This window comes from Flavobacterium sp. WC2430, assembly GCF_040822075.1.
Classification (GTDB): domain Bacteria; phylum Bacteroidota; class Bacteroidia; order Flavobacteriales; family Flavobacteriaceae; genus Flavobacterium.
Genome location: NZ_CP162007.1, coordinates 2,110,597 through 2,136,411 on the forward strand (window position 1 = coordinate 2,110,597; position 25,815 = coordinate 2,136,411).

Sequence of the window (25,815 nt, forward strand, 5' to 3'; positions counted from 1 at the left end):
TTGTAAAGGTACTACAAATCTCTGTTTTTTAATAATCTATAAGATAATAACATAAAAAGTAATGACCAAGTTAGTACAATTAGTATAGCGCTAAAGTGTACACTATAATCTATTGTGCTATTAACTCCAATTTGCGTCCCAATATTTTTTATGACCGATAGCCTTCTAAAGGGCATAACAATTAAATTAGACATAGATTCTAAAGGGAAAAATTGTGTTATAGAATCGGCGGTATCACTATCTGGAAATATTTTAAAAGTTAAAATTCCTTTCGTAATCCATTCCCCTATTGTCCAAACTAAAAGAAAACCTAATGCAAAAGCGGAGCGTTTAACTAGTATCCCCAAAAACAAACAAAAGGAGAAAAACCCAACTAATTTCACGAAAAATGCCACTAGATATTCTAAATCACTAAATACGATACTTATTTCTGTATAAGATGAAAAGCTGTACCCTAATAATAAACTCATCAAGAAAACAAAAACAGTTGAAACCAATGCAAATAGGAGTACAGTCAAGAATTTCGAAATGATTAATTCTTTTTTACTCATTCCGTCAATCAAGTTTTGTTTTAACGTACCATAGCTGTATTCATTTGCCATCATTGAAACAATAACAATGGCTAAAAAGAATTTTAACCAAGCAGCTATATAGGTATTGAAATGCCATATAATTGGAAAGTTAAAAATCCCCATTTCGGCAAGATCTAACTTAAAAAATCCAATATCAAATTTTATTGATGCTATTAATGCAATAAAGGAAAGAAGAATGAAATAAGTAAGTGTAAGTATTCTACTGGCTTTATTCATCCAGATTTTTTGTAATTCTATAGATAGTAATCGTTTCATAGCGGCTAGTTTAATGTTGTTGGTGTAACTGTACTGGTCAATTCTAAAAACTGTTCTTCAAGGCTATTTTTACGTTTTACCAAATGACTTAAACATATGTTTTTTTCAAAAAGGAATTTATTTAATTCAGCCGATTCTAATGCGTTTTTTAAATAAACAAAAACTTTTCCTTCTTCTGTTTTTACACTTTCTACAGCTGGATGTGTTTTTAAAACGGCAATTAAATTAGTGTTGTCATCAGCTTGTAGCTCAAAGAATCCTTCATTTGCAGTCATGCCATCAACGGAACCAGAATATAAAACAGTTCCTTTTCTTAAAACCAATACATGGGTACATACTTTTTCGACTTCATCGAGTAAATGAGAAGCAAGTAATATAGTTGTTCCTTGAGCGGCGATTTGCTTGATTATATCCCTAATTTGATGAATTCCTTGTGGATCTAATCCATTGGTAGGTTCATCAAGAATAAGGATTTCTGGATCATTCAGTAGGGCAGAAGCAATGGCTAGGCGCTGTTTCATTCCTAAAGAAAAAGTACTGAACTTACTATTTTTTCTTTCATCTAAACCTACTAATTCTAGTTTTTCCTGAATTTTAGTATAGTTGGTATTCTTAATTTTACAAACTAGTTTTAGATTTTCTTCCGCCGTCATGTAGGGATAAAAATTAGGTCTTTCAATAATAGCCCCTACTTTTTTCAATGCTTCATGAGTTTCCATTTTACCATCAAACCAAAAGTATTCTCCGGATGTTTTATTTACTACATTCAAAACAATTCCCAATGTGGTTGATTTTCCACTTCCATTAGGTCCTAAAATTCCGTATACATGCCCTTTTTTTATTTCAAAAGAGACATCTTTTAAGGCTTGTAAACTGCCATAGCGTTTATTGAGATTTTTAATCGAAAGAATGGTTTCCAAAATGTTCGTTTTAAGGTTTTTTTATTAGACGAACAAGATAAAGAATAGTTACTTGAAATTATAAAATTAGTTTGTGATTCCAATTAATTCAGAAGCAGCTTCTAGTTTTTTAGCAGTAATAGGTTTCATAATATAGCTTTTTACCATATCGTACTTTTTTGCCATTTCAATATCCGAAGGGTCAATGGAGGAGGTAACAATAAAAATTGAAATGTCTTTTTTTAAAGGTAATAAGATAAATTCATCCAAAAATTGCCAACCATCCAGAATAGGCATATTCAAATCAAGTAAGATAACATCGGGTAATTTTTGTGGGTCGTTACAGTTCTCTTTTAAAATATCTAATGCTACTTGTGGATTAGAAAAAGAAATGATTTCTTCGCAAAATTTATTTTTTGAAATTAACATACTCATTAACCGTATCGATAATTTGTCGTCATCAATTAGGCATGTAATTTTATTTTTCATTTAAGTGAATTTTAAAAGTTGACCCAACACCTTCTTCACTTTCTACTTCAATTTTACCTTTCATCGCTTCCAATTGGTTTTTGGTAATAAAGAGTCCAATACCTCTAGCGTCATCATTGCCATGAAAAGTTTTGTACATTCCAAATAATTTATGACCGTTTTTATTTAGATTTATTCCTAATCCATTGTCTTTAAAGCTTATTATGGTATAATGTTCATTAATTTCGTAACCTATTTCTAAAGTAGCTTTTCTTTTCGTGGATTTGTATTTGATAGCATTTGTAAATAAATTAAGAAGAATGCTGTCCAGATAGGCAGGAATTACACTTACAACAAGGTTGTCAGGAATAGAATGCGTTATTTCTATGCAACTTTCAACGATTGATTGACTTAATGCCATCTTTACTTTTTCTATTTCATCTTTTAAACAAATGTATTTTTTATCAATATTTGTGTTTTTTTGAATAGTAATGATTTCGTTTAAATACTCTATCGTTTCGGATAATTTATCAGTTCCTTCTTTAAACATTTCTATATAAGACAATTTTTCATCAGTATCATCCGCACTTTCCATAACATCTAAAATCATAGATAAATTACTGGCATGCGAGCGGATATTGTGTGAAACGATATGAGCAAAATTAAAAAGTTTATCATTTTGATCATTGGTAACATCTAATATTCTTCGGAGTTCTAGTTCTTTTTCTTTAGCTACGGTAACGTCTCTACCTACACAAATAAATTTGGTGCAATTTCCTAGATTGTCAAAAACAGGTGTTGTACTTGACTCATACCAAAATTTTTCTTTTTGTTTGTTATAATTAAGTATTGTGGTTTTTATATTTTTTTTTAAATGAAGGGCATCATTAATGTTACTAATAGTTTGTAAATCGGTTTCCGGACCATTTAAAAAGACACGAGGTTTTTTACCAATGATTTCATTTAGAGAAAAACCAGTTAATTTTAGAAAAGCATTGTTTGCCCATACAGTCTCACCTTCTGGATTTGCAATTATAATTGCATCAGATGTTTCGGATGCTACTAGAGATAGCATGTTAAGGTTGTCTTCTACATTTTTACGTTCACTTATATCTCTAAAAAAACAAACTAAAAAAGTACGATTGCCGACGATGAATTTTTTTCCTGATGCGACTTCAACTGGGATTATAGCACCCAAGTTTGTCTTTATAAAAGTCTCATTTACAAAGTAGTTGTCTTTATCTTTATTATTGGCTAGAAACAATCGGATTTCAATTCTTTTCTCAATTGGGAACAACTTTGAGTTGTGTATACCTAGTAATTCAGATGATTTATATCCCGTAAGCTCATAAGCTCTCGAATTACAATCCGTTATTATTCCAGTAGAATAATCAATAATAATTATGGCATCATTAGCACTGGAAAAAATAGAAGAAAATTTCTTAACGTTTAATTCAAGTTCATTAATTAAATTTTGCTCTTTTGTAATATCTTGAAAAGTACCTAATAGTCTAATTACTTTATTGTTTTTCAATTCCGTCCGACAAATACATTCAACATATTTTATGTTGTTTTTTGCTGTGGTAATTTGAAATTTATCATTAAATGAGATACCATCGCTAATTGCTTTTTCTATTAAAGCTACAATTCTTTCTCTGTTTTCACCGGGGCTATAAAATTTAATTCCGTCACCATTTATCGGTTGAAAGTCTTCAGGGACTTCAAGAATACATTTTGTAATGGAATCCCAATATACAGAATTGCTCTCTAAATTCGATTCCCAGATACCAATTTTTGCAGATTCGGCTGCCTTGATATAAATATCATGCTTATTCGTCATAGTAGGTTTTAAGATAATGGTATATTATGTCTTGGGGACTTTCAAATTTAAAATAAATTATTCTCTGAATCGTTTTTTTTGTATTTAATATTTTTTTTTTTGAAGTTAAAAAAAGTTTATTTTCTAATTGCTTGATAATCAGAAATATTTTTTAGCTGGTTAAAATATTTTTTTTAGTAGATTAAATATTGCATGAATTAACTGATACTGATGCATTCCGCTTTTTTAAAACTAAGAAGTTTATCTTTTATTGCCAATACGGATCAAATTAATGTAAATTTGCATTAAATTTTATCCAAATGAGCGAAGGCGAAATTCTATTTAAAAAACCAACTTACCCTGTAAATAAACCGTTATTTGACTATTTAGAGCGTTTTGATCGTATTTCAAAAGTTCAAATTTGTTATGATGATTTATTGCGTTTTTCAGGTTCAATAAATGTGTATGATAAGCAGGACCAGGACACTTTATGGGCACGTGTTTTTTATAATGAATTTGAAAGAAATGAAATTGACTTGAATTTAAAAAAAATCTATTCTCTTTTGCACTCAGATGGAAACAATGATATTATAAAATTTTTAAATGTAGATGCAATTGATTTTTGCACTTTTGGAAATTCTAAACCTTTTAGAATAAAAGTCAGAAATATTTTAAATGATAATTATGTACATTTTTACATAAAAAAAGCAGATGCTTCCCGTATATATGGACTGGAATTGGAACATATATTATCACCTGATAAAATAAATTTTTTAGTATACGATGATACTTTAATTGAAGAGCATATTATTGGTATTCCAGGTGATGTATTCATTGAAACACTATTAAATGACTGTACGGAGACTGAAAAATCTCAAATTGCAAAAGAATTTGTAAAATTTAATGAACGTTGTATGATTCGCCTTTTGGGTGACATGAGAGCTTATAATTATGTAATCATCCCTATTCATGATTTTGATCAAGTAGTGTATAGAATTCGACCTATTGATTTTGATCAACAATGTTATGAGGGTAATTTTAAAATTTATCGTCCCCAATTCTTTAAGGAAAACTATCCGATGGTAAAATTGGTTAAAGAAAAATTGCAAGAAAGTTCAATTGAGCAATATAAAAATGAAGAACGTGCAGCCTTAGCCAAAAGAATTCTTTCGGCTGAAACACGTATCAAAAGAATATTGAAAATTATGGGGAACGATATGATTGCCCCAGACGAACATGTACAACAATTAAAATTGGACCTTTATAAATACACCAACGACTTGAATTTTAAAAATGCAAAACGAATGGGTAATGTATTGAGTGCTGCATTCAAATTTGTTACAAGGAACTTTAAAAATGCCAACTTATTTAAACCTGGTTTCTAGTTTGTTTTTTGATTATCTTCTTTTTTATTTATGTGATATCGGTATAATTTATGAAAAATTATTTTTTGTTTTTTTCGGTCGGTTTCTTTTTATTTTCTTGTCAGCAGGATTCAGGCTTACTTGTACCACTTTATAAATTACCAAGCAAGCTAAAGGAAGTTTCGGGTATTAGTTATTCTCCTCAATCTCATTTAGTTTGGGCAATTGAAGACAGTGGGAATAAAAATAAAATCTATGGAATAGATACAAGCGGGAATGTTGTAAATAGTGTAACAATAAAGAAAGCGAAAAATATTGACTGGGAAGATATTACTACAGATCAGGAAGGGAACTTTTATATAGGTGATTTTGGTAACAATGATAATACAAGACAAGATTTATGTATTTATAAAGTTCCAAAATATGCTCTAGAAAGTAAAGTTGCTCAAACATTATATAAAGTTTCTTTTTCTTATCCAGAACAAAATGAATTTCCTCCAAAAAAGAAAGAATTACTTTTTGATGTTGAAAGTTTTTTTGAACTAAAGGGTAATTTTTATTTGTTTACTAAAAACAGAAGTAAGGGATTTGATGGTACTACATTATTGTATCGAATCCCAAATAAAGAAGGATTCCATCAAGCGAAGTTATTAGGTAAATATAAAACAGGGAATGATTTTGACAACTATGCAATAACAAGTGCAGCTATTAGTCCAGATCAATCAAAAGTAGTCTTGTTGAGTCATAGCAGAATTTGGTTATTTGAGAATTTTAAAGAGGACGATTTTTTCTCGGGAAAAATGAGTGAATTTAATTTAAAGCATAATTCTCAAAAAGAAGGGATTTGTTTTAAAGATAATGATAAATTACTAATTGTCGATGAAAAAACAAAGGGTAATGGGGGAATGGTTTATGAAGTTTCCATAAATAAGCTTAAACTAAAATCCAAATCCTAATCCAAAAGTAATTCGACCTTTATCATCGGGACTCTTAAAATAAGTAATTCTAGCTGTTATTACATTTAGACCATTAAGCCATAAACCTCCACCAAAAGATTGATGCCACTTATTTGATTTCTCTCCGTCTAACCAAACTCTTCCATAATCAAAACCTCCTAAAACACCATAAGTCATTGGAACAATACTTTCGCGTATTTTTCCAATATTCCATCTTAAATCACTACTTTGAAAAAAGGATTGCTTGCCTAAAAAACGTTCATTTCTAAAACCTCTTAAGTCATAATCTCCGCCTAATGTGGCACCTTGATAGAATTCAAAATTATTATTTAATACTGCTTTTCCTTTTAACAGTGTTGCTAAAACAAACTTACCATTAGAGTCAATTTTGTGATTAAAATTAAGTTTTGATTCAATTGTTGGAAAATTACGATTTAGATCACCTAGGTTTACTTTCCAGCTTCCTGAAATCGAAAACCCCATTCCAATGCTTGGTAATGAAGGGTTGTCGTAATTTTCATAACTATATTTTAAAGTGGTTCCTGCAAATTGTTGATTTTCAAAAACGTTTGGGTTTACTGTATTTACGTTGGTTATAAAACGATTTACTGTCCTGTCAATTTCTATATTTTCAAAAACAGATTGAACAGTTATTGTACTACCATTAAGACCTGCTTTTTTTAATTGTGGAGCTGCTTTAATAATTCGAATACGAACGCGATTATAATCCATTCCATCTATCTCATCATTATTTAGTGTTTCGTTTCCATATCCAAAATAATTGATTGCAAAATTTGGACTTGTAAACTGTGTATCTAAATTAAAATCCCATGAACCAATAACTTTTGGCGCTGATAAATTATAAAGCAATTCAAAACCTTCAGTAGCAAAATAATAATTAGCTTTAAATATATGTTTTCTAGTGTATGGATTTTGCTTGAAACGATTAACGGTGTAGTTGACATTTATACCAAATTTTATTCCATCATCAGGGTTAAAGCCTATTATAGGATATCCTGAAAAGGCATTGTATTTTGGCTTTTCGTAATTATATAAGTTAGTTTCATAATTGTCGCTCAATTTTTTTTGAGTTTTAGAATCGATATTGAAAGTGTTGTTTTTAGAATCAAAATCTAAGATTTTAATTTTATCTCCGTTTTCTACGGTATAGGTATCGTTATTTTGACCACCAATTAGTCTAATTTTTGTTTTTGAATAATAATTCCCTTTTACTTCAAATTCATCATCATCATCATCTAATCCATAGATCCATATGTTTTTAGTTTTAGAACCATTATAACTAATGCTATGAATTAATTGTTCTCCTTCTTTTTTTAATCTATAAACAGAAACTTCAATATTGTTTTTTGAGATGTGATTGATGACAAATTTGTCTTTTTTGTTGGTACCAACAATCAAAACTGTTTTTTGTAAAACGGTGGAATAATTAGAAGCATAATTAGCTAGTTTTGCTCTTCTAGATTTTAACTTTTCCTTAATTTCGGCAATTGTTTTATCCTGAACCTCTTTTGGTAAACTAGTAAAAGCATTGTCAATCGCTTCATCTGTAAGGTTTTCTTGAATGTATCGTGCTTCTTTAATCCAATCTTTTTTTGTTGCCGTTTTTAAAAAAGCCAAGTCTAATGGATAGGCTTCACGATTAAACCACTTGACATTTTTTATATCATCTTTAAAACTTTGCATATGTCGCAATGCGGGAATATTCATTAAAATAGAAAGCAAAGCACCATCGTATTTTGAAAATGCTTGGTCTCTATCTCTAGGAATCGGTTTGTAAATTATTTTCCCATCCTCCTTATATTCGCCCCAACGCCATTGATCATAATGCCTGTCCCAATCTCCAATTAACATGTCAAATAAACGGGCTTTTATATATTCGTTTTCATCAATACTATATTTCTCGTCTTTTACTAGATTTTCTAATACTTCTTCGGTTCCTATTATATCCTTTGGAGTACCAAAACTTTTTAATTTTTTTTGACTTTCCGAAGGCCTTTCTTCAACTAAATACAATTCATCACCAAAATTGGTGTTAAATTCTTCCAAGCCATTTTGCTTTGGGATGTAAAATAATTTTGGATTAGTGTGAGATACGCCAATTTTATCTGCTAAAGCGCCAACAGCTAAGGGAGTGTATGGATGTGCAGTGGTATAAAAATCATATAAAAAGTCTTCAGCAAATGTATTTTCAAATTCGTTTTCTACATATTGATCTTTAAATGCAACACTTTGCAAAAATCGGGAGACACTCTTTTTAACTGCACGCATTACATATTCCTTACCGTCTTTATCAACAAGTCGTAATGATTTTGATTGATGACCCCCACCTGCAATATCTGGTTTTAAACCTCCATACAAGGTATCTAGAATGGCAGTTTTGGCTTCTATAAGTTCACCATAATAATTTCTATAATGTGTTCCTAAAAATAAATTATGTGCTTTACTTTTATGAATCATGTCTGGAGTATAAACAGCCGATTTTGTTGTTAGAGAAAATTTATTTGGATATTCTAAAACTACTTCGTTTTTGGGAAATAAGACAGTTTTCTCAAAAAGGAGCTTGTTTTTATTGTTTTCTTGACCAAAAAAGGAAACGATTGTTTTTCCATTACAATAGACTTTTAAAGTAGCAAAACCATTTTTACCGTAAGAGAAATCATTTTGATAGATCGCTCTGGCTGCTTCCGACTTTGATCCAGCACCGCTTATTATTTGTTTTATATTTTGATGATCAATGTATTGTAAATTATGATCGTGTCCAGAAACGACTATAACATTGTTATGTCCTTGTAAAAGGGTTTTTATTCTTTTCGAAAAAGCGGTATATTGTTTGTTTTGAATGTCTTGAGGGCTTATTCCGGATGTTTTTCGAATAAAGTTAATTAAAGAGCCTATTACTGGAAGCGGGATTTTTTGTTCCAAGGGAAAAAGCTGTTTTTTTAATGAAAACTGACCGCCATGACTACCGTTGCTCATTAATGGATGGTGTAATGCGAGTATTACGGTTTTCTCTTTGTTCTTAGTTAATAAACTTTCCAGTTCCTCAAAAAAGGCTTCTCGAGATTTAATATCACAATCGTCATTTATTGTTGGAGTCTTGTCCCAGTCCTCCAAGAACCATTGACTATCAATTGTAATTAGTGTTGTGAAATCATTAATTTTTAAATCATCTATGGGACAACCTTTTCCTGGTAAAAATGATTTTTTATCATTTAAGTAATCAGTAACAATTTCTTCTTGACGCTTTAAACCATTTATTCCATTATACCAATCATGATTTCCAGGTATAAAAAGCGTTTTACCTTTAAACTCTTTAGAAAGTGCTAACTGGTTTAATAGTTTGTTTTTTGCCAAATCATAATTGGATTTGTCTTCTTTATTTGGCATTCCTTTCGGGTAAATATTGTCTCCCAAAAAAAGTAACGTAGCATTTTTATCTGATTTTAGTAATGCTTCGTTAAGTTGCTTTAGCGTTTTTTTTGAATTATCTTCGTCACTATTACCAGCGTCACCAATTAAAAAAAAAGTATGGGCAATTTTAGAAGTATCATCTGCGTTTGTTGTTAAACTAGCTGTGATTTTATTTCCATATTGTGCATGATGAGTTGCACAAGAATGCAATATGAATATTGATAAAAATAAGTATGCGGGTATTTTATATTTTATAAAATGATTATCTGAAAACAATTTCATAATTTAGTATTATAAAAATTTTTATGAATCTTATAGAACAAGCCGAAAATTTTGTAATTAAATTACTCAAAGATAGACTTTCTATTTTATTTACCTATCATAATGTTAAGCACACAATGGATGTGGTTAAGGCGGTTGAAGTCCTTAGTGGGAAAGAGTCTTTAAGTCAATTAGATAGGGAAATAGTTTTAATAGCGGCTTGGTTTCATGACACAGGTTACATTCAAGGATGTGATCATCATGAGCTTTCTAGTGTAACGATAGCCACTGATTTCCTCAAAGAAAAAGACAAATCTACAGAATACATTGAAAAAGTGGCTAGTACAATTCAAGCTACTACATTCGATTATGCACCTAATACGATTCTGGAAAAAATCATAAGAGATGCTGATTATTCTCATTTTGCGAGTCCTGATTATTTAAGTATTTGTGAATCGTTAAGAACGGAATGGGAAAATACACAGCAAAAATTCTATAATGATTTTGAATGGGATAGCGAGAATTATAGAATACTAACACAATGTCATCAATATTATACTGATTTTGCAATTGCTAATTGGACGCCGTTAAAGGAAAAAAACATACTCTTGGTTCAAGATAAAATAAAAAAAACAGAAGCCAAAATGGAAGAAATGCCTAAGAAAATAAAAAATAAAAAGAAAACGGAGAAAAACAAAAAAGCGGATCGTGGTGTTGACACTTTGTTTCGAATCACATTAAGTAATCACACGAGATTAAGTGGTATTGCTGACAGTAAAGCCAATATTCTACTTTCAGTAAATGCAATTATTATTTCTATTGCGCTTTCGTCAATTATTCCAAAATTAGATAGTGCAAATAATGCGCATTTGGTTATGCCAACATTTATTATGCTTATGTTTAGTGTGATTTCAATAATTTTTGCCATCCTATCTACACGCCCAAAAGTTACCAGTGGTATTTTTACGCGAAAAGACATTGAGGATAGAAAAGTAAATTTGTTGTTTTTTGGTAATTTTTATAAAATGCCTTTAGAAGAATATGAATGGGCTGTAAATGAAATGATGAAAGACAACGAATACTTATATAATTCTTTAATTAAAGATTTATATTATTTAGGCTTAGTACTTGAAAAAAAATATAGATTGTTAAGGATTACTTATAATATTTTTATGATTGGAATTATTATTTCGGTGATTGCATTTGTACTGGCTTTTTATTCTGTTAGAGCTTAATTTATTTCACTTAATAATTCCTGATAAGAATATTTATCATTAGAAGACTCTGTATTAACCACTTTTATTCGTAAAGCTTTTAAACCTGAAACGCCCTGTAGCTCTTCAATGTCAAATTGTTCTATAGTTGGTTCTAGAATTTTTTTGAATTGCAAAAATTTGATGTATTTCAAATATTCAGTTTCCTCATAGCTATGAGAATATACGATTGTTATTTTTTCTTTTTGAGTTATTCTTTCTTGCGTACCTTTAATATTTGCTTTGTCAATGCGTTTTTTTACTACTTCATAGCGGGCATTATATGTTCCATCTACGTCAAAACGTTTTTCGTCCATTCTAAATCGTATGGAAAGTGGGGAGCTAAATACTAAAATTAATGAAGTCACATCTAACTCATATGGTAAGGCTTTTTTTAATCGATGGTGTTCTAATTCCATTTTGCATAAAGTTTGTAATTGCCATAATCTTAGGTTGCTAAGATACATGATGTCAAAAGGTTGTGAAGGTGTGATAGAGGCTCCAATATATAAATTATGTTCTACTCCATCAGTTTTAAATCGTTCAAAATAATGAGGAAAAATGGTTTGAGCATCAAGTTGTTCCTTATCTAGAATGGAAGCCATTTTTTTATTGATAATGGACATTGCATCATCAAACTTTTTTCTAGAATGATAAAACAAAGCTGTTTTAGGATCTAATTCTTCAAAATATTGGTTAATCATTAATTGACACGTATTGTCAATCTTAGAGTTATTTAAAATAGGATGTATTTCTTTTTGAATATAGTTTTGAATTTGTTGCTCAGTATCTGCTTTTAATTCCTTTTCAAGTTCTTTAAAATAGGTTTGCATTTCAAATTTTCGTTGTTCCAATAATGTGAGTGAGCTATTAGATTTCAAGCTCTCAAAAATAGTTAACAATGTTTTTAATTGATTTTTAAGATCCTCTTTAACAGTGTCATTTCTATGCTGTGAAGAACCTTTAATGTCTATTTGACCATATAAAGGATATACTTCTTTAAATACAATTTCTTTAAAGATATAGTCTTTATTTGGGCTGTTCGTTTGGTAGTATTTTTCAGCTTCGTTCTTAAATTTCCAATATACACTGGAATGGATTGCAGTATATTCTCTTTGAATTACTGCCTCTATTTGGTTTTGTAAATCGACATTGTAGCGTTCCAAAGAATCAATTACATATGGCAGTAGAAGGTCTAAATTGTTAGCATTGATACTGTTAAGTTCTCTTGTTTTGGAAGATACTAGCTCTATAATACCAAGTAGTTTGTCGTTTTTTAAGACAGGAGCCAGAATACAACTTTTTATATTTTGTTTCAATAAATGGTTTCCTAATGTCTCATTTCCTAAGATTGTAGAGAATTTTTCAACATTTGAAATTATAAATGGTTTTTTTTCATTCAAAAGAGTAATTTGAGAACATCCAAAAAATGCTTTGTTACAGTCGACCATTTCATCCTGTTCAAAAAGAATGTAACTTTTTATTTTGTTATTGAATGGCGGCTTTATGAATTTATCTTGTTTTTCATCATAAAAGATCAAACCTACTTTTAAATCGGGAATTTTAAAGATGGACCTAAATATAGTTTCAAAATTTTCTTGATTTCCGGCATCGGTTTCAGACTTTAATAAGTTGCTTTTTAAATTAGAAATTGCACTTTCTGTGGTAGCATCAAAAAGAGTTACGATACCAAAACCCTTAAATATCCAACTTTCTATTGGAAATTTTTGTTTCCATAACGAGATGTCATCATAATTATCCATTAATTGATCAATATCTTCTGGGGTTAATGCAATTGATTTTTTAGTTGGAGTTATTTCTAAAAAATCAGCATTATAAAGAATACGATAATGTTTTAGTATGCCATTTGAATCAGGAATATCATAAAATAAAGGTTTATTGATTTCAAAGTGTTGTTGGTAAACCGTATTCAAGATGAGTATACAACTTACAATGTATAACTGATCCCCGTCAAGGTCTCTAATGGACATGTCAAAAGTACCGCCTGCCTCTTTTAGAATTTTACTAAATCGTTCCGAAAAATTAAAGGTCAAGTTTTGAAAGGGAATTGTAACCGCCTTGATTTCATTTTTTGTCAATGCAGTTGGAAATAAATCAGCCAGTAAGTATTTTATGAGTGTTTTATTATCCTCAATAATAGATATATCTTCAATACCAGTACTAAACTCAGGAATATGTTCAATTTCTTTTAATAATGCTTTGGCATAATTGGAGCGATAATCAATTTCAGACAAAGCTATTTCCTCCAAAGATTCAATCAGTTTATGAAATGAAATTAAGGTTTTAAATGGACTTTCTTTGAAAAAATTAATGTTTCCCATAAAATATGATATAGGGTACAAATCTACAAAAAACTAAAATTAAATGTACATTTTGATAACTTATTGTGTTCTTTTTGTTAATCTTTTCCTATTGGCCTTTTGTGTCTTATTTACACTAAAACAGGGAAAAGTAAGGATTTTTTTTTGAGCGTACTATAGGTTATGCTTTATGGAGTCTTTTTTTATAAAATTGGATTAAAGTTTCGTTGATTTCTTTTAATTCAGGAGTGAGGTTGGTTCTATTACCTTCATCATCATTTGTTAATTCTAAATCACAGATTGAACATTTATATTCATTGATGTGATTGGTAATTCTTCTTGATAGGATGATTTTATGACCAATAATTTTGCAAATCATTTTTTTACTTAGAAAAATGTCTTTGATTTCTACTTTGGTCATAATTAGGTTGTTTAGGTAGATTTGGGGATAATAAACTTATTAAATTATCGTTAATATCCCTAAATTTATCGATTAAATGCGTGTTTATTTATTTTTAACAAGGTATTACGTATATTTTGTAACAATTATAAATTAAAATATAAAAAAAATCTCTAATTACTGAAAGTAATTAGAGATTAAAAATTTGGGGCAAAATTTTTTAAAATAAAAATTATAGGACTAACTCATAATTTAGATTTATTTTATAATTCAAGACTAATCAATAATAATTAGACATAAATTAATTCTTTTCTATTCGAATAACTTGAACCTCGTAAAACCTTTTTTTTATTGTTTGTAAACAATGTATGATTAATAGTATCAGCATCTCTTTAATTTAAGTTTTGAACAATTATTATATCTAGATCAAATCTAAGGAGTTATTTTTTTAATAAATAACTCTCTTTTTATTTTATTGACAATTAAATGTCATTAAATAAAGGGGCTTATTCTATCTAATATTCATTAGATTTTAAAAATATTTGATTTCTTAATTATGTAAAACAATAGGCTAATTAATTTGTCTCATAATAATAATTGTTTAGGTAGATTTGGGGACAGTAAATATAGAATTAATCCGTTAAAACGATAAAAAAAATCGATGAAATACATAAATTTAGTTTATTTATAGTAAATACCTTATGATTATAGGTCAATACTCTATTTGTTGCTTTCTGCTTACGGCATCAAAAAAACCTCAACTATATTATAATTGAGGGTTTTTTAGGTCTTAATTTATGATTTACGGTTTATGATTTCTCTTCTTTGTTGAAATAAACCAAGTAATAATACATTTGCTTTTCTTCGTCCCAACCTTTTTCAACAAATTTCTCTGCACTTTCAGGATTAATGAAATCCATTTTTATTTGAATGTGTGTATCTAGATTGATTACATTTTTGATTGACTTACGTGCATCAGTAACTGCTGCATTAGCAATAGGGAATGAGGTTACGTCTTCAATACTGTATTTTTCTCCTTTATCAACTTTGTAATTCTTGAATTCAGGAATTAAGTCTGGGTTGTCAAGAACTTCATTTAAAAAATTAGTCTCTTCAAACTGATCGTTTTTGGCGAAATAATTTACAGAACGATTCATGAACATGACTTCTTCTTTTTTGTCTTCTGCTGGAAAAACAACATCTTTGGCAAAGCTTTGACAAAATTTCAAGTATTTCTTAGTAATGAAATTCTCATCTTCAAATGCATCTACTGATAAGAAATGTTCTAACCAGTAACGAGCATCATAACGATTGCTGTCTACTGTAAGTATTTTATATCCTTCTTCTTTTTTATGATTAAAAATAATACATCCTTTATCTAATTTACTTAGGTTGATACCTTGTTGTAAAATCATTTCTAGATGCGTTCCTTTTTCTTCAAATTGTAAAAAGTCCGATTGTAATTCACTTTTAAAAATTCCAATGGCGTCCACTACATTATTATCAATATTTACATTGGTCAAATACGTAACATAAACCTCACCATTCTTAATGTGTGGATGGTTTGATTGCTCAAATAGATGTTGTGTGATTTTTTTAGAACCTTCGTGTAAACTGCTAGGATTGTCAAATATTTCCGAAGCATATTTATACATGTCGTTGTAATCTAAATCAACTTCATGGGCAAACTGGAAATAGTTCTCCTCTTTTTCTCTAAATGGTTTTAGAAAAAATTCTTTTATAAGAGGTACAATTTCGTCTTGAAGGCTAAATGGTTGCTCTGATAAGAAAATAGCTTCATTGCGACTTTTATTTCCTACTCTGTGAATAGAAAGTGTCTCAATATGTGTGTTAAATAAGTTGATCATTTTTTTTATGTTTATGTAGATGAAAGAGCCAAGATAAAGGACGCTACTGAGGAGGTCTTTGATCTTGGCTCTTGATTCTTAGTTTTTAGCTAAACTAATTCCAATTCTCTTCAAATCCAAAATCTTCAAAGCTATCATCTCCTCCAAACATATCTAGATCATCTTCATCTAAATCATCTTCAAATTCGCTGGCAAAATCATCAGCATTGTCTGCTTCAAAGTTTTTTTCCATAGCTTCATCTGGCATTTCACCATGTGAAAATAAGGTCTCAGGATATAAATTTCCTGCTTCTTGCTCTTCAATTGCAGCTAGTTCTACAAGGAATGTCCACATATTGATGAAGTCATAAACATAGATAATCTTAGTGTTTTCGTCATCCAATAAATCGGATAAAACATAATCACTCATGATTTTTTGCTCCCCTGGAACATCTCCAGTATCAAAAAGTGAAATTTCATCCTCTTGATTCCAAGTTTCATCACAAGTATAGAAAGAGGCTACTTCCATGCCGTCAAAACCAAATGAATTGAAGATAGCGTTGTGTAAATCTTCTAAAGTATCATCAGCAAGTATTGCTATATCTCTAAATATATCTTCTTCAGCATCTAGAATTACTCTGAATTTGTAAACCATAATCTTTGTTTTTTATTGAAAGGTCAAAGGTAAAATTTAATTTCAGATATCTTTTTAAGAAACTTGATTTGTTAATAAGATTTCAATATTGTTATAAGTACTATGCCTACAGCTTTTTAATAATTCGTTTTTTAAAAGTATGGTACTTCTTGTGGTATCTGTTATTGCTTGGGTAACTTCGATTTTCAGTTATATTATTGACTACTAATGCAACTAATAGAAGTATAAGTACACCAATAAGGACTGGGCTCAAAACATACCAATAACCTAGCTCTTTTATTTTAGAAGAACCAATTACGGCAATCAATGCAGTGGCTCCTCCTGGTGGATGTAAAGTTTTTGTAATTTGCATGAGAACGATAGCAATTGACACCGCTAATGCTGCAGCTAACCAAATGATTTCTGGAAATAATAAGTGGATTGTCACGCCAATTATTGCAGAAATAAAATGTCCTCCAACCAAGTTTTTGGGTTGTGAAAACGGGCTTTGAATATTGCCATAAATTAAAACGCTTGACGCCCCAAAAGATCCAATGAGATAAACATTATCGGAATCAACAAAATGATGAGAATTAAAATAAGCAATAGCTCCAATGCCAATAAACGAACCAACAAAAGCCCAAAAGTGTTCCTTAAAGTCAATCAATGTTTCTTTATAAAGGATGTATTTTGTTTTGCGATATCCTTTTTTAATTTTTTGAATAGGCATGTTTTTTTATTTTGATAGACTAGCTGAATAGGAATATACGGAGTGTGGATAAATCATCTTTGCTGTATATTTTGAAATAAGACAAACGACTAAAATGGGAAAAAACAAAGTGTAATCATTTGTTAAACCACAAATTAGGAATATTGCTGTAAAAGGAGCATGAATACTAGCACTTAAAACAGCTGCCATTCCTAATACCATAAAGTTAACAGGAATTATATCAGCTTTAAAATAAGTATTTAAAAGTAGCGCAACAAATAAACCTAAAAACGCACCAATGAATATACTTGGAGCAAAAACCCCTCCGTCTCCTCCAGAAAATAGCGTGGCTGAGGTGACAATGGGTTTTAAAAGAATAACTCCTATAAGGGTATATAGTAAGTTAAAAGATATTTTCACTTCATTTGGATTTATAAAAATCATTTTGATGGCATGATACCCTTCTCCATACAGTTGCGGGAAGAAAAATAGAGAAAAACTTAGTATTACAGATCCAATTATAATTTTGTAATAATGACTTTTTATTTGGGTTAAATTATTTTTGAAAAATAAAACACAACGGGTAAGGTAAACAGAATTAATTCCAGCCAAAATTCCCAAAAGAATAAAAAACGGAATTGCTCTTAAATTCCAAGTGATAATGTCAACCGTAAATAATGTTTTTTCGTCAATTAAATAGACAAGTCCAAAAGAAACAGTAACAGCAATAATAGTACTAATTAAAAAAGTGCGTGTTACTTTTCTAGAAATGACTTCAAACACAAAAAAGATTCCCGCAAAAGGACTATTAAACAAAGCTGTAATTCCTGCCGCTACTCCAGCACAAATTAATTCGGTTTTGTACTCTTTAAAAATATTTTGTTTCCTTTGTGCAACTGATCCTATTGTAGCCGTAGCTACGACTGTTGAAACCTCAATTCCTGTCGATCCTCCAAAAACAACAGTCAATAAACCATTAATAAAATGAGATGCAATTTTAGATTTAGGTAAGTTTTTGGTTTTAGAGCCTGTACTTTCAAATATTTCGTTTATTCCTTTATTTTCTTTTTTATTAAATACGTACTGCCTTAAAAAGTAGATGATCGAAAGCCCAAAAACAGGAAAAACAAAAATAAAAATAGGATGTAAGGAAGCTTGGCTGAAGAATATTTCTTCATAGTACTCCGTTAGTTTTTTTAAGGTTATTCCTAAAAAAGAAGAAAGAAAACCAATCAAAATGGAAACAATAACTATTTTTTGGAATTTAATAAACCGAATATTTTTTTTAATATGTGCTATTTTATTCATCTAAATTTACATTTGCAAACCTTAATTTTTTTAAGGTTTGCAAATGTAAATAAATAAAACTGGATAGGGGTTTGTTAAGAATCAGTTAACAGTAATTTTAAGAAATCTTTATAATTAGCAAGCTTTTGGGATTAATAATTTTATTAAAACTCATAAAACTCTAACGGCAAACCATCAGGATCAGCAATAAAGAAAAATCGTTTTTGAGTATAGGCATCTACTCGAATTTCTTCAGAAGAAATGTTATTTGTAATTAAAAAAGCTCTTGTTTTTTCAATATCATTTACTTCAAAAGCCAAATGACGCAAACCACAGGATTCTGGAGTCGAAGGTCTTTGAGGTGGATTTGGAAAAGAAAAAAGTTCGACAACAAAGTTTCCGTTTAAAGACAAATCTAATTTATAGGATTCTCTTTCTTCTCGATAAATTTCTTGAATGATTTTTAATCCTAAAATTTCAGTATAAAAATCCTTTGACTTTTGATAATCAGAACAGATAATGGCGATGTGGTGTATTTTGTTAAGTTCTAGCATTTTATTGTAAATAAATCATGGTGGGTAAATTTGCTTCGGGATTTTCCACTAAAGCTTGTGCGTGTAATTTGTTGATGAGTACTTTTGTTTTTTCGATAGAATCAATTTTAAACAAAAAGAAAACTTCGGTATCGTTATCTGTGTTTTGCCAAATGTTTTCTAAATACATTCCTTGGGAGGCATGAAATTCCTTGTCTTTTTCTAGGATTTCTTTAATAACTGCAATTGGAACATTGTTGAGTTTAGCTAATACATGTGACATAGTTTATTGATTTAGTTTTCGTATGACTTTCGCTGGATTTCCAACTGCCAGTGAATTATCGGGCATGTCTTTAGTAACTACTGATCCAGCACCTATAACACAACCTTTACCAATTGTGATTCCTGGGCAAATAACGGAGTTTCCTCCAATCCAGCAATCATCGCCTATGGTTATAGGTAGAGCACTTTCAAGACTTTTTCTTAATTCAGCTTCCAATGGATGCGTAGCAGTATACAATTGTACTCCGGGTGCAAAAAACACATTCGAACCTATTGTTACTTTTGCACAATCCAGCACCACACAGTTGACATTAAAATAAACGTTTTCTCCACATAATATATTGTATCCATAATCGCAATGAAAAGGAGGTTCAATATAAAGATTTGCTCCAGCATTCGGAATCAATTCTGCTATAATCTCACGTGCTTTTTTGGTCACTCGATATTGAGTAACATTCAAGCTATGTAGCAAGTTTTTTGCCTTTCTTCGCCCTTTAACTAAAACAGGATCTCCAGCCAAGTAATACTCACCATCAATCATTTTTTCTTGTTCCGTTTTCATTTACTATAAATCTTTGTTTCTAAATATTTCTTGGGCATGCCCTCCGCAAAAGCTTCGGTCGGGCTGTTCGTTGCAATCTCCCATGAAAAATGGGAGGATTTCCACTGCCATCCCTCATGCAAATCGCCATTGTAAATCCTTACGATTTGATGTAAATATAACAGAAAATCAAATCGACTACAACTCATCCCTGAAAATTGACAGTTCAGTTAGTTTAAGTTTTTAAAAAGAGACAATCAAAATACATTTGGAGAATCAAAATCAAACCAAATGAAATCAATCACTACATTAATTACTTTATTTTTTACCACTTTACTATTTGCACAAGCACCTATTTCAGGAAAAGTGATAGATGAAAAAGGAAAACCAATCGTTGGCGCTAATGTTTTTATCGAAGGAACTTACGACGGAGCAACATCTAATGAAATGGGGGATTTCTCATTTGTAACGGACGAAAAAGGAAATCAAACATTAGTAGTTAGTTTTTTAATTTACGAAACTTCAAAAACTCAAATTGATGTTGCTAATTTTCAGGGAAAAACCATCAAACTAAAAGAGAATTTAAATGCTTTGGACGCGGTTGTGATTACAGCTGGCACAATGGAATCAGGTGAGAAAGCACGGGTTTCAGTTTTAAAACCGTTAGATATTGTAACCACAGCAGGTTCGGCTGGGAATATTATTGCTGCTTTACAAACCTTGCCTGGGACACAAAGTGTGGGTGAAGACGGTCGTTTGTTTGTTCGCGGAGGAGAAGCTAATGAAACTCAAACTTTTGTCGACGGTATTCGTGTGGCACAACCGTATGGCGCAACAACTAATAATTTGCCTACTCGTGGTCGGTTTTCTCCATTTTTATTCAATGGTATTGCTTTCTCTACTGGAGGGTATTCTGCCGAATATGGGGAAGCGTTATCGAGCGTATTGCTTTTAAATACGGAGGACAATCCGGATCAAAACAAAACCGAAATTTCACTAATGACTGTTGGCTTAGGGCTTGGAAATACTCAAAAATGGGAAAAGAGCTCACTGAGTGTAAATGCTTCGTATATCAATTTAGCTCCTTACCAAGCAGCAATTCCACAAAATGTGGACTGGAATAGTCCTTTTCAATCTTTGTCGGGAGAAACGGTGTATCGCTATAATTTTAATAACGGAATTCTGAAATTGTATGCTGCTTTTGATTCTTCTAAATTTGATATTAATCAGGAAAATATAAACAGTCCAGAGAAAATAAGGGTGAATCTAAACAATGATAATTTTTATTTGAATACTTCATACAAAGGCGGTTTTGGGACTAATTGGCAAATTACTACTGGTATGAGTTATGGGTATAGTAAAAATAAAATAGGGTTGGATTTAGATCAAGTTGATAATGATGAAAATGCGGCACATTTGAAATTGAAACTGAAGAAAAGCTTTTCTAATTATTTTAAATTGTCTTTTGGAGGGGATTATTTTAGTACCAAATTCAATGAAGATTTCAAACCTAATCTTGGAACAACGAATACAAATGGATACAACTCGAATATTGCAGCAGTCTTCACGGAAGCCGATGTTTTATTTTCGAAAAAATTTGCCGCCAAAATTGGGTTAAGAGCTTCGTACAATGACTTACTTGATGAAACTGCCCTTGCTCCAAGACTTTCATTAGCGTACAAAGTAGCTAAAAATAGTCAGTTCTCATTGGCTTACGGAGATTTCTCTCAAAGTCCATCTGTTGATTATATAAAATATTCTAAATACCATCAGTTTGAAAGTGAGAAAGCGGCTCATTATATTTTGAATTTTCAATATGCTAAAGACAGTAAAACCTTTAGAGCCGAAGCCTATTATAAAGATTACAATAATCTAGTAAAATACGATACTCAAGATATTGCTTATAATTCGGTTTTTAATAATACGGGTTCAGCATACGCTAAAGGGTTGGATTTATTCTGGAGGGATGGAAAAACAATTAAAAATCTAGAATATTGGATTTCCTATTCTTATATCGATACCAAAAGGGATTATAAAAATTTCCCAGTAGCCGCAACCCCCAGTTTTGTCGCTGATCATAGTTTGTCAATCGTAACTAAATATTGGATATCAGACTGGAGATCACAAATTGGATTTACGAATTCTTTTAGCTCAGGACGTCCCTATAATAATCCAAATGAAACCCAATTCATGAATGGAAAAACGAAATCGTATAATAGTTTAAGTTTTAACTGGGCGTATTTAATAAGTGCTCAAAAGATATTGTATTTCTCCGTTTCAAATGTATTAGGAACACAAAATGTTTTTGGATATGATTATGCTAAAGACCCAAATGCAGCGGGTTATTATAACCGAAAAACCATCACGCCCACAGCAGATCGGTTCTTCTTTGTTGGTTTCTTTTGGACCATTAGCAAAGACAAAAAAGACAATCAGTTGAAGAATCTGTAATTAGTCTTAAAGTTATAAAGTTGAAAGTCTAAAAGGAAGGATGATTTGGATTTTCAAAGACTTAAAGTATTTCCGCAAACAATGTGACTTTCGACTTTATGACTTTCAACCTTTCGACTAATTTATCGATTCATCCTAAAAATTCAACAGTTCAGTAATTATAAATTTTTACAACCGTATTTCTGAAATACTTTTGAAATATAAATTAACAACGTTTCAATCATCAATAAAAAATTAATCAATCTTAAAAACTAGAAATCATGACCAAATTAATTACCACTTTCGCATTATTTGTTATTACATTATTATCGGCTCAAGGACAACAAAGCACTATGGAGTCAACAGGAGGGAAGTTTGAACAAGGAATGGGAAAAGCCTTTGGACTTTGGGGAGAAGGGAAAACTACAGAAGCTTCTGATTTATTCGAAAGAATTGCCGCTGCTGAACCTAAGAACTGGTTGCCTAATTACTATGTGGCTTTAGTAAATACTACAACTGCTTTTGGAACTAAGGATAAAGAAAAAATAAATTTATTACTTTCGAAAGCACAAAACGCTTTAGATGTTGAAATGGGTAAAGATCAAAATAATGCCGAATTGTATGTGATGCAAGCTATGATTAATACCGCTTGGATTGTTTTCGACCCTATGACGAACGGACAAAAACTATCTGGACCTACTATGGGATTGTACGCAAAAGCTGAAGCAATTGCGCCTAATAATCCGAGAGTAGTTTATTCAAAAGCAGAATTTGAAATAGGTGGAGCCAAGTTTTGGGGAAAAGATACCAAACCGATGTGTGCTCAAATTGATAAAGCCATTGAACTTTTTGCTACTTTTAAACCTGAAACACCTTTTTCTCCTAAATGGGGATTAGACAGAGCTTTAGAAGCACAGAAAAACTGTAAATAGGATAATTAATCAAATTCAATTTTCCTATTACTTAATTTAAAATAATATGTATAAAATTAATAAAGAAATACCTAAAGTATTTGTACTCTCATTTATTATCTTTTTTATAGCTCAATTTTTGAACTTAATTTTAGGGAATACAATACGATTTGATCTAAGTTTATTAATTAGTTTTGGATTTACCTTGTTGTACACGTTATCACTGTATGTGTCTAATATGTATCTTTTTAACTCCCTAGATTTGTATTTTAAAAAGGATAGGTTTTCTCTAAAAAGGATTGTAATTGGATTTTTTGGAGCATTTTTACTTTCTTTAATCGTTATTTTTTTACTGCGTATTTTTGAAGAAGTTTTAGTCAATGGGATGACATTTCAAGAGTTTTTATCAGCTGAAAAACCATCCAATTATTTGTTTTCAATTAGTATTACTTTTTTTGTAACACTATCGTTATATACTTTTTATTTCTACAAATTATACAACGAAAACAAAGTAAAAGAACAGAAAATTATTGCCGGAACTGCCAATGCGAAATTCGAAAGTTTAAAGAATCAAATAGACCCGCATTTTTTATTCAATAGTTTGAATGTATTGAGTTCTTTGATCGAAGAAAATCCGGATAATGCACAGCGATTCACGACGTCCTTGTCTAAGATTTACAGGTATGTATTAGAACAAAAAGACAAAGAATTAGTTTCTGTTGAAGAAGAATTGGCTTTCGCCAAAACGTATATGAACTTGCTTAAAATGCGTTTTGAGAATAGTTTGTTTTATGAATTACCAAATTCTATAATTGATCCAGAAGCTAAGGTCGTCCCGCTTTCCTTGCAGTTGTTGTTAGAAAACACAGTAAAACACAATGTGGTAAGTGAAAAAAGACCTTTGCATATTCGAATTAGCATTAAAGGAAGTTATTTAGTAGTTGAAAATGATTTTCAAAAGAAAGAAGTATTACAAGACCGTCAAGGGGTTGGTCTTCAAAATATAATTAATCGATACGGAATTATCACTGATAGAAAAGTATTGATAGCCCAAAATGAAAAAGTATTTTCGGTCAAAATACCAATTTTGACCAAACAAATTACAGTTATGGAAACGACAAAAGACTACGATGAAAACAATGCTTACTACAGAGCAAAAAAGCGTGTAGAAGAATTGAAGGGTTTTTATGGAAATTTAATTTCTTATTGCTGTGTAATTCCTTTTTTAATTTTTATTAATCTAAGGTATTCACCAGAATTTCAATGGTTTTGGTTTTCTGCAGGTGGTTGGGGATTTGGTTTAATCATGCATGCTTTGAAAGTTTTTGGGTATAGCTCGAATTGGGAAGAACGAAAAATCCAGGAAATATTGAGTAAAGAAGATGCAAAACAAACATGGAAATAGCCATGGAGAATAAATATCAAGAAGAAGATTGCTATTCTAAGGCAAAAAAAAGATTCAATAAAATCAAAGCATTTTAGTTGCATTTGTTCATCTATTTTAGTGTAACTCGTACTATATTTTTATTAACTAGAAATTCACTTCTGAATTGCAATGGTATTCATATTCAGTAGTTGTGGGCAATGCTAAAAACACTTAAAAACAAATTTTTACATTAAACAAAAATGAACATTAACTCTTTTTCAAACTTATTTATTTGGTTAGTATTTATAAGTTTAACAGAAATTGTATTTTCTCAATCAACGGAATTTACAATTCAAGATGTAAAATTCGAAAGTCAGGGCGTCACTCTTTCAGGCTCAATTTTAACGCCAAAAAAAACATTTGCAGCTGTTGTAATTGTTCATGGGTCTGACCCTGTAAAAAGAGAATTGGAGTTTGCAAAACGTCTTGCCAAAGAAGGCATTGCTGTATTCACATATGATAAACGAGGAGTTGGGGAATCAGGCGGTGTATATGTGGGACCATCTGTTGGTACTAATAATATTGACACAACTAATCTTAGTTTATTATCTCACGATGCAAATACAGCAGTAAATACATTTAGAACCTATTTGAAGGATAAAAAGATACCTATTGGATTAGTTGGCTTTAGTCAAGCAGGGTGGATAATCCCAATTACTACAAGTAAAAATCCGAAAATAGAATTTATGGTTTTGTTTAGTTGCCCAACAATTACAACTCTGGAACAACTAAGGTTTCAGTTTTATACCAATGGAAACAACAATTTTTGGGAAACTCATTCAGAAGCGGATGCTCGTGAACATGTCAAAAATGATGCTGACCGCTATCAATTTACGGCTACTGATCCCAAAAATGCTCTAAATAAACTTTCAATTCCGGGACTTTGGCTTTTTGGTGAGAAAGATATACAGATCCCGGTAAAGATGTGTATCGAGCAATTAAACACATTGAAAGTTCTAGGTAGACCTTTCGAATATACTTTGTTTTCTAACTTAGGACACAATACTTCTTCTGACAATGATGCTGAACCTGTTGATATTTCAATTCAATGGATAAAACAGAAAGCTTTGAGTATTCAAAAGTCTAAAGTATCAAAATAAAGAAATGCCTATAATAGTATATAAACTGCGAATTCTCTTACAAATTTATATTTGCGTTCCGTGGGAAATTTTATCTTAGCTGAAAGATCACTGC

Annotated in this window: 21 protein-coding genes; 7 read left to right on the forward strand and 14 right to left on the reverse strand. The window is 30.7% G+C overall.

Features of this window, described 5'->3' with window-relative positions:
• Positions 1–11: 11 nt before the first annotated feature.
• The 4 genes from AB3G36_RS09245 to AB3G36_RS09260 all read right to left on the reverse strand — a co-directional run bounded on the left by AB3G36_RS09245 (position 12) and on the right by AB3G36_RS09260 (position 4,055).
• Complete coding sequence (locus AB3G36_RS09245) at positions 12–848, reverse strand: ABC transporter permease (protein ID WP_367752008.1); 837 nt, start codon at positions 846–848, stop codon at positions 12–14.
• Between the two features lie 5 nt (positions 849–853).
• Complete coding sequence (locus AB3G36_RS09250) at positions 854–1,768, reverse strand: ABC transporter ATP-binding protein (RefSeq protein ID WP_367752010.1); 915 nt, start codon at positions 1,766–1,768, stop codon at positions 854–856.
• Positions 1,769–1,834: 66 nt separating this feature from the next.
• Entirely contained in the window at positions 1,835–2,236 is a 402-nt protein-coding gene (locus tag AB3G36_RS09255; protein WP_367752012.1) for a response regulator, read from the reverse strand.
• Complete coding sequence (locus tag AB3G36_RS09260; RefSeq protein WP_367752014.1) at positions 2,226–4,055, reverse strand: PAS domain S-box protein; 1,830 nt, start codon at positions 4,053–4,055, stop codon at positions 2,226–2,228. The genes AB3G36_RS09255 and AB3G36_RS09260 overlap by 11 nt, the downstream gene beginning before the upstream one ends.
• A 299-nt stretch (positions 4,056–4,354) precedes the next feature.
• On the opposite strand from AB3G36_RS09260, the gene AB3G36_RS09265 reads away from it, so the two are divergent.
• Together AB3G36_RS09265 and AB3G36_RS09270 are read left to right on the forward strand one after the other, a co-directional pair.
• Positions 4,355–5,419 (forward strand): hypothetical protein, encoded by a 1,065-nt coding sequence (locus tag AB3G36_RS09265; RefSeq protein ID WP_367752016.1) that lies wholly within the window; start codon positions 4,355–4,357, stop codon positions 5,417–5,419.
• 50 nt (positions 5,420–5,469) lie between these two features.
• Positions 5,470–6,354 carry an SdiA-regulated domain-containing protein gene (locus AB3G36_RS09270; RefSeq protein ID WP_367752018.1) on the forward strand — a complete coding sequence of 295 codons (885 nt, stop codon included), beginning with the start codon at positions 5,470–5,472 and terminating at the stop codon, positions 6,352–6,354.
• On the opposite strand, the gene AB3G36_RS09275 is transcribed toward AB3G36_RS09270, so the two are convergent.
• Positions 6,337–10,068 carry a metallophosphoesterase gene (locus AB3G36_RS09275; RefSeq protein WP_367752020.1) on the reverse strand — a complete coding sequence of 1,244 codons (3,732 nt, stop codon included), beginning with the start codon at positions 10,066–10,068 and terminating at the stop codon, positions 6,337–6,339. The genes AB3G36_RS09270 and AB3G36_RS09275 overlap by 18 nt on opposite strands.
• Before the next feature lie 23 nt (positions 10,069–10,091).
• Here AB3G36_RS09275 and AB3G36_RS09280 point away from each other — a divergent pair, with 23 nt between their 5' ends.
• Positions 10,092–11,282: a Pycsar system effector family protein gene (locus AB3G36_RS09280; protein WP_367752022.1), complete on the forward strand. Its 1,191-nt coding sequence runs from the start codon at positions 10,092–10,094 to the stop codon at positions 11,280–11,282.
• Here AB3G36_RS09280 and AB3G36_RS09285 read toward each other — a convergent pair.
• The 9 genes from AB3G36_RS09285 to AB3G36_RS09325 form a co-directional block, all read right to left on the reverse strand.
• On the reverse strand, positions 11,279–13,642 hold the full coding sequence (locus AB3G36_RS09285) for a GAF domain-containing protein (protein ID WP_367752024.1): 2,364 nt from the start codon (positions 13,640–13,642) through the stop codon (positions 11,279–11,281). The genes AB3G36_RS09280 and AB3G36_RS09285 overlap by 4 nt on opposite strands.
• 160 nt (positions 13,643–13,802) lie before the next feature.
• Entirely contained in the window at positions 13,803–14,042 is a 240-nt protein-coding gene (locus tag AB3G36_RS09290) for a hypothetical protein (RefSeq protein ID WP_367752026.1), read from the reverse strand.
• Between the two features lie 788 nt (positions 14,043–14,830).
• Complete coding sequence (locus AB3G36_RS09295; RefSeq protein ID WP_367752027.1) at positions 14,831–15,889, reverse strand: nucleoid-associated protein; 1,059 nt, start codon at positions 15,887–15,889, stop codon at positions 14,831–14,833.
• A gap of 94 nt (positions 15,890–15,983) precedes the next feature.
• Positions 15,984–16,523 carry a hypothetical protein gene (locus AB3G36_RS09300; RefSeq protein ID WP_367752029.1) on the reverse strand — a complete coding sequence of 180 codons (540 nt, stop codon included), beginning with the start codon at positions 16,521–16,523 and terminating at the stop codon, positions 15,984–15,986.
• A 106-nt stretch (positions 16,524–16,629) separates the two neighbouring features.
• Positions 16,630–17,232 (reverse strand): HPP family protein, encoded by a 603-nt coding sequence (locus tag AB3G36_RS09305; protein WP_367752031.1) that lies wholly within the window; start codon positions 17,230–17,232, stop codon positions 16,630–16,632.
• A 6-nt stretch (positions 17,233–17,238) separates the two neighbouring features.
• Positions 17,239–18,519, reverse strand: coding sequence for a chloride channel protein (locus AB3G36_RS09310; protein ID WP_367752033.1), 1,281 nt, complete (start codon positions 18,517–18,519; stop codon positions 17,239–17,241).
• A gap of 143 nt (positions 18,520–18,662) precedes the next feature.
• On the reverse strand, positions 18,663–19,052 hold the full coding sequence (locus AB3G36_RS09315) for a VOC family protein (RefSeq protein WP_367752035.1): 390 nt from the start codon (positions 19,050–19,052) through the stop codon (positions 18,663–18,665).
• A 1-nt stretch (position 19,053) separates the two neighbouring features.
• A complete protein-coding gene (locus tag AB3G36_RS09320; RefSeq protein WP_367752037.1) occupies positions 19,054–19,314 on the reverse strand; it encodes a hypothetical protein in 261 nt (86 codons plus the stop codon).
• 3 nt (positions 19,315–19,317) lie between these two features.
• Complete coding sequence (locus tag AB3G36_RS09325; protein WP_367752039.1) at positions 19,318–19,875, reverse strand: sugar O-acetyltransferase; 558 nt, start codon at positions 19,873–19,875, stop codon at positions 19,318–19,320.
• Between the two features lie 270 nt (positions 19,876–20,145).
• Between AB3G36_RS09325 and AB3G36_RS09330 the strand changes: the two genes are divergently transcribed.
• From AB3G36_RS09330 to AB3G36_RS09345, 4 genes are all read left to right on the forward strand, one after another.
• Entirely contained in the window at positions 20,146–22,305 is a 2,160-nt protein-coding gene (locus AB3G36_RS09330) for a TonB-dependent receptor (RefSeq protein WP_367752040.1), read from the forward strand.
• Positions 22,306–22,565: 260 nt separating this feature from the next.
• Positions 22,566–23,216, forward strand: coding sequence for a hypothetical protein (locus AB3G36_RS09335; RefSeq protein ID WP_367752042.1), 651 nt, complete (start codon positions 22,566–22,568; stop codon positions 23,214–23,216).
• Between the two features lie 46 nt (positions 23,217–23,262).
• Positions 23,263–24,600: a histidine kinase gene (locus AB3G36_RS09340; RefSeq protein ID WP_367752044.1), complete on the forward strand. Its 1,338-nt coding sequence runs from the start codon at positions 23,263–23,265 to the stop codon at positions 24,598–24,600.
• A 221-nt stretch (positions 24,601–24,821) separates the two neighbouring features.
• Entirely contained in the window at positions 24,822–25,721 is a 900-nt protein-coding gene (locus tag AB3G36_RS09345) for an alpha/beta hydrolase family protein (protein WP_367752046.1), read from the forward strand.
• The last annotated feature ends 94 nt before the right edge of the window (positions 25,722–25,815 follow it).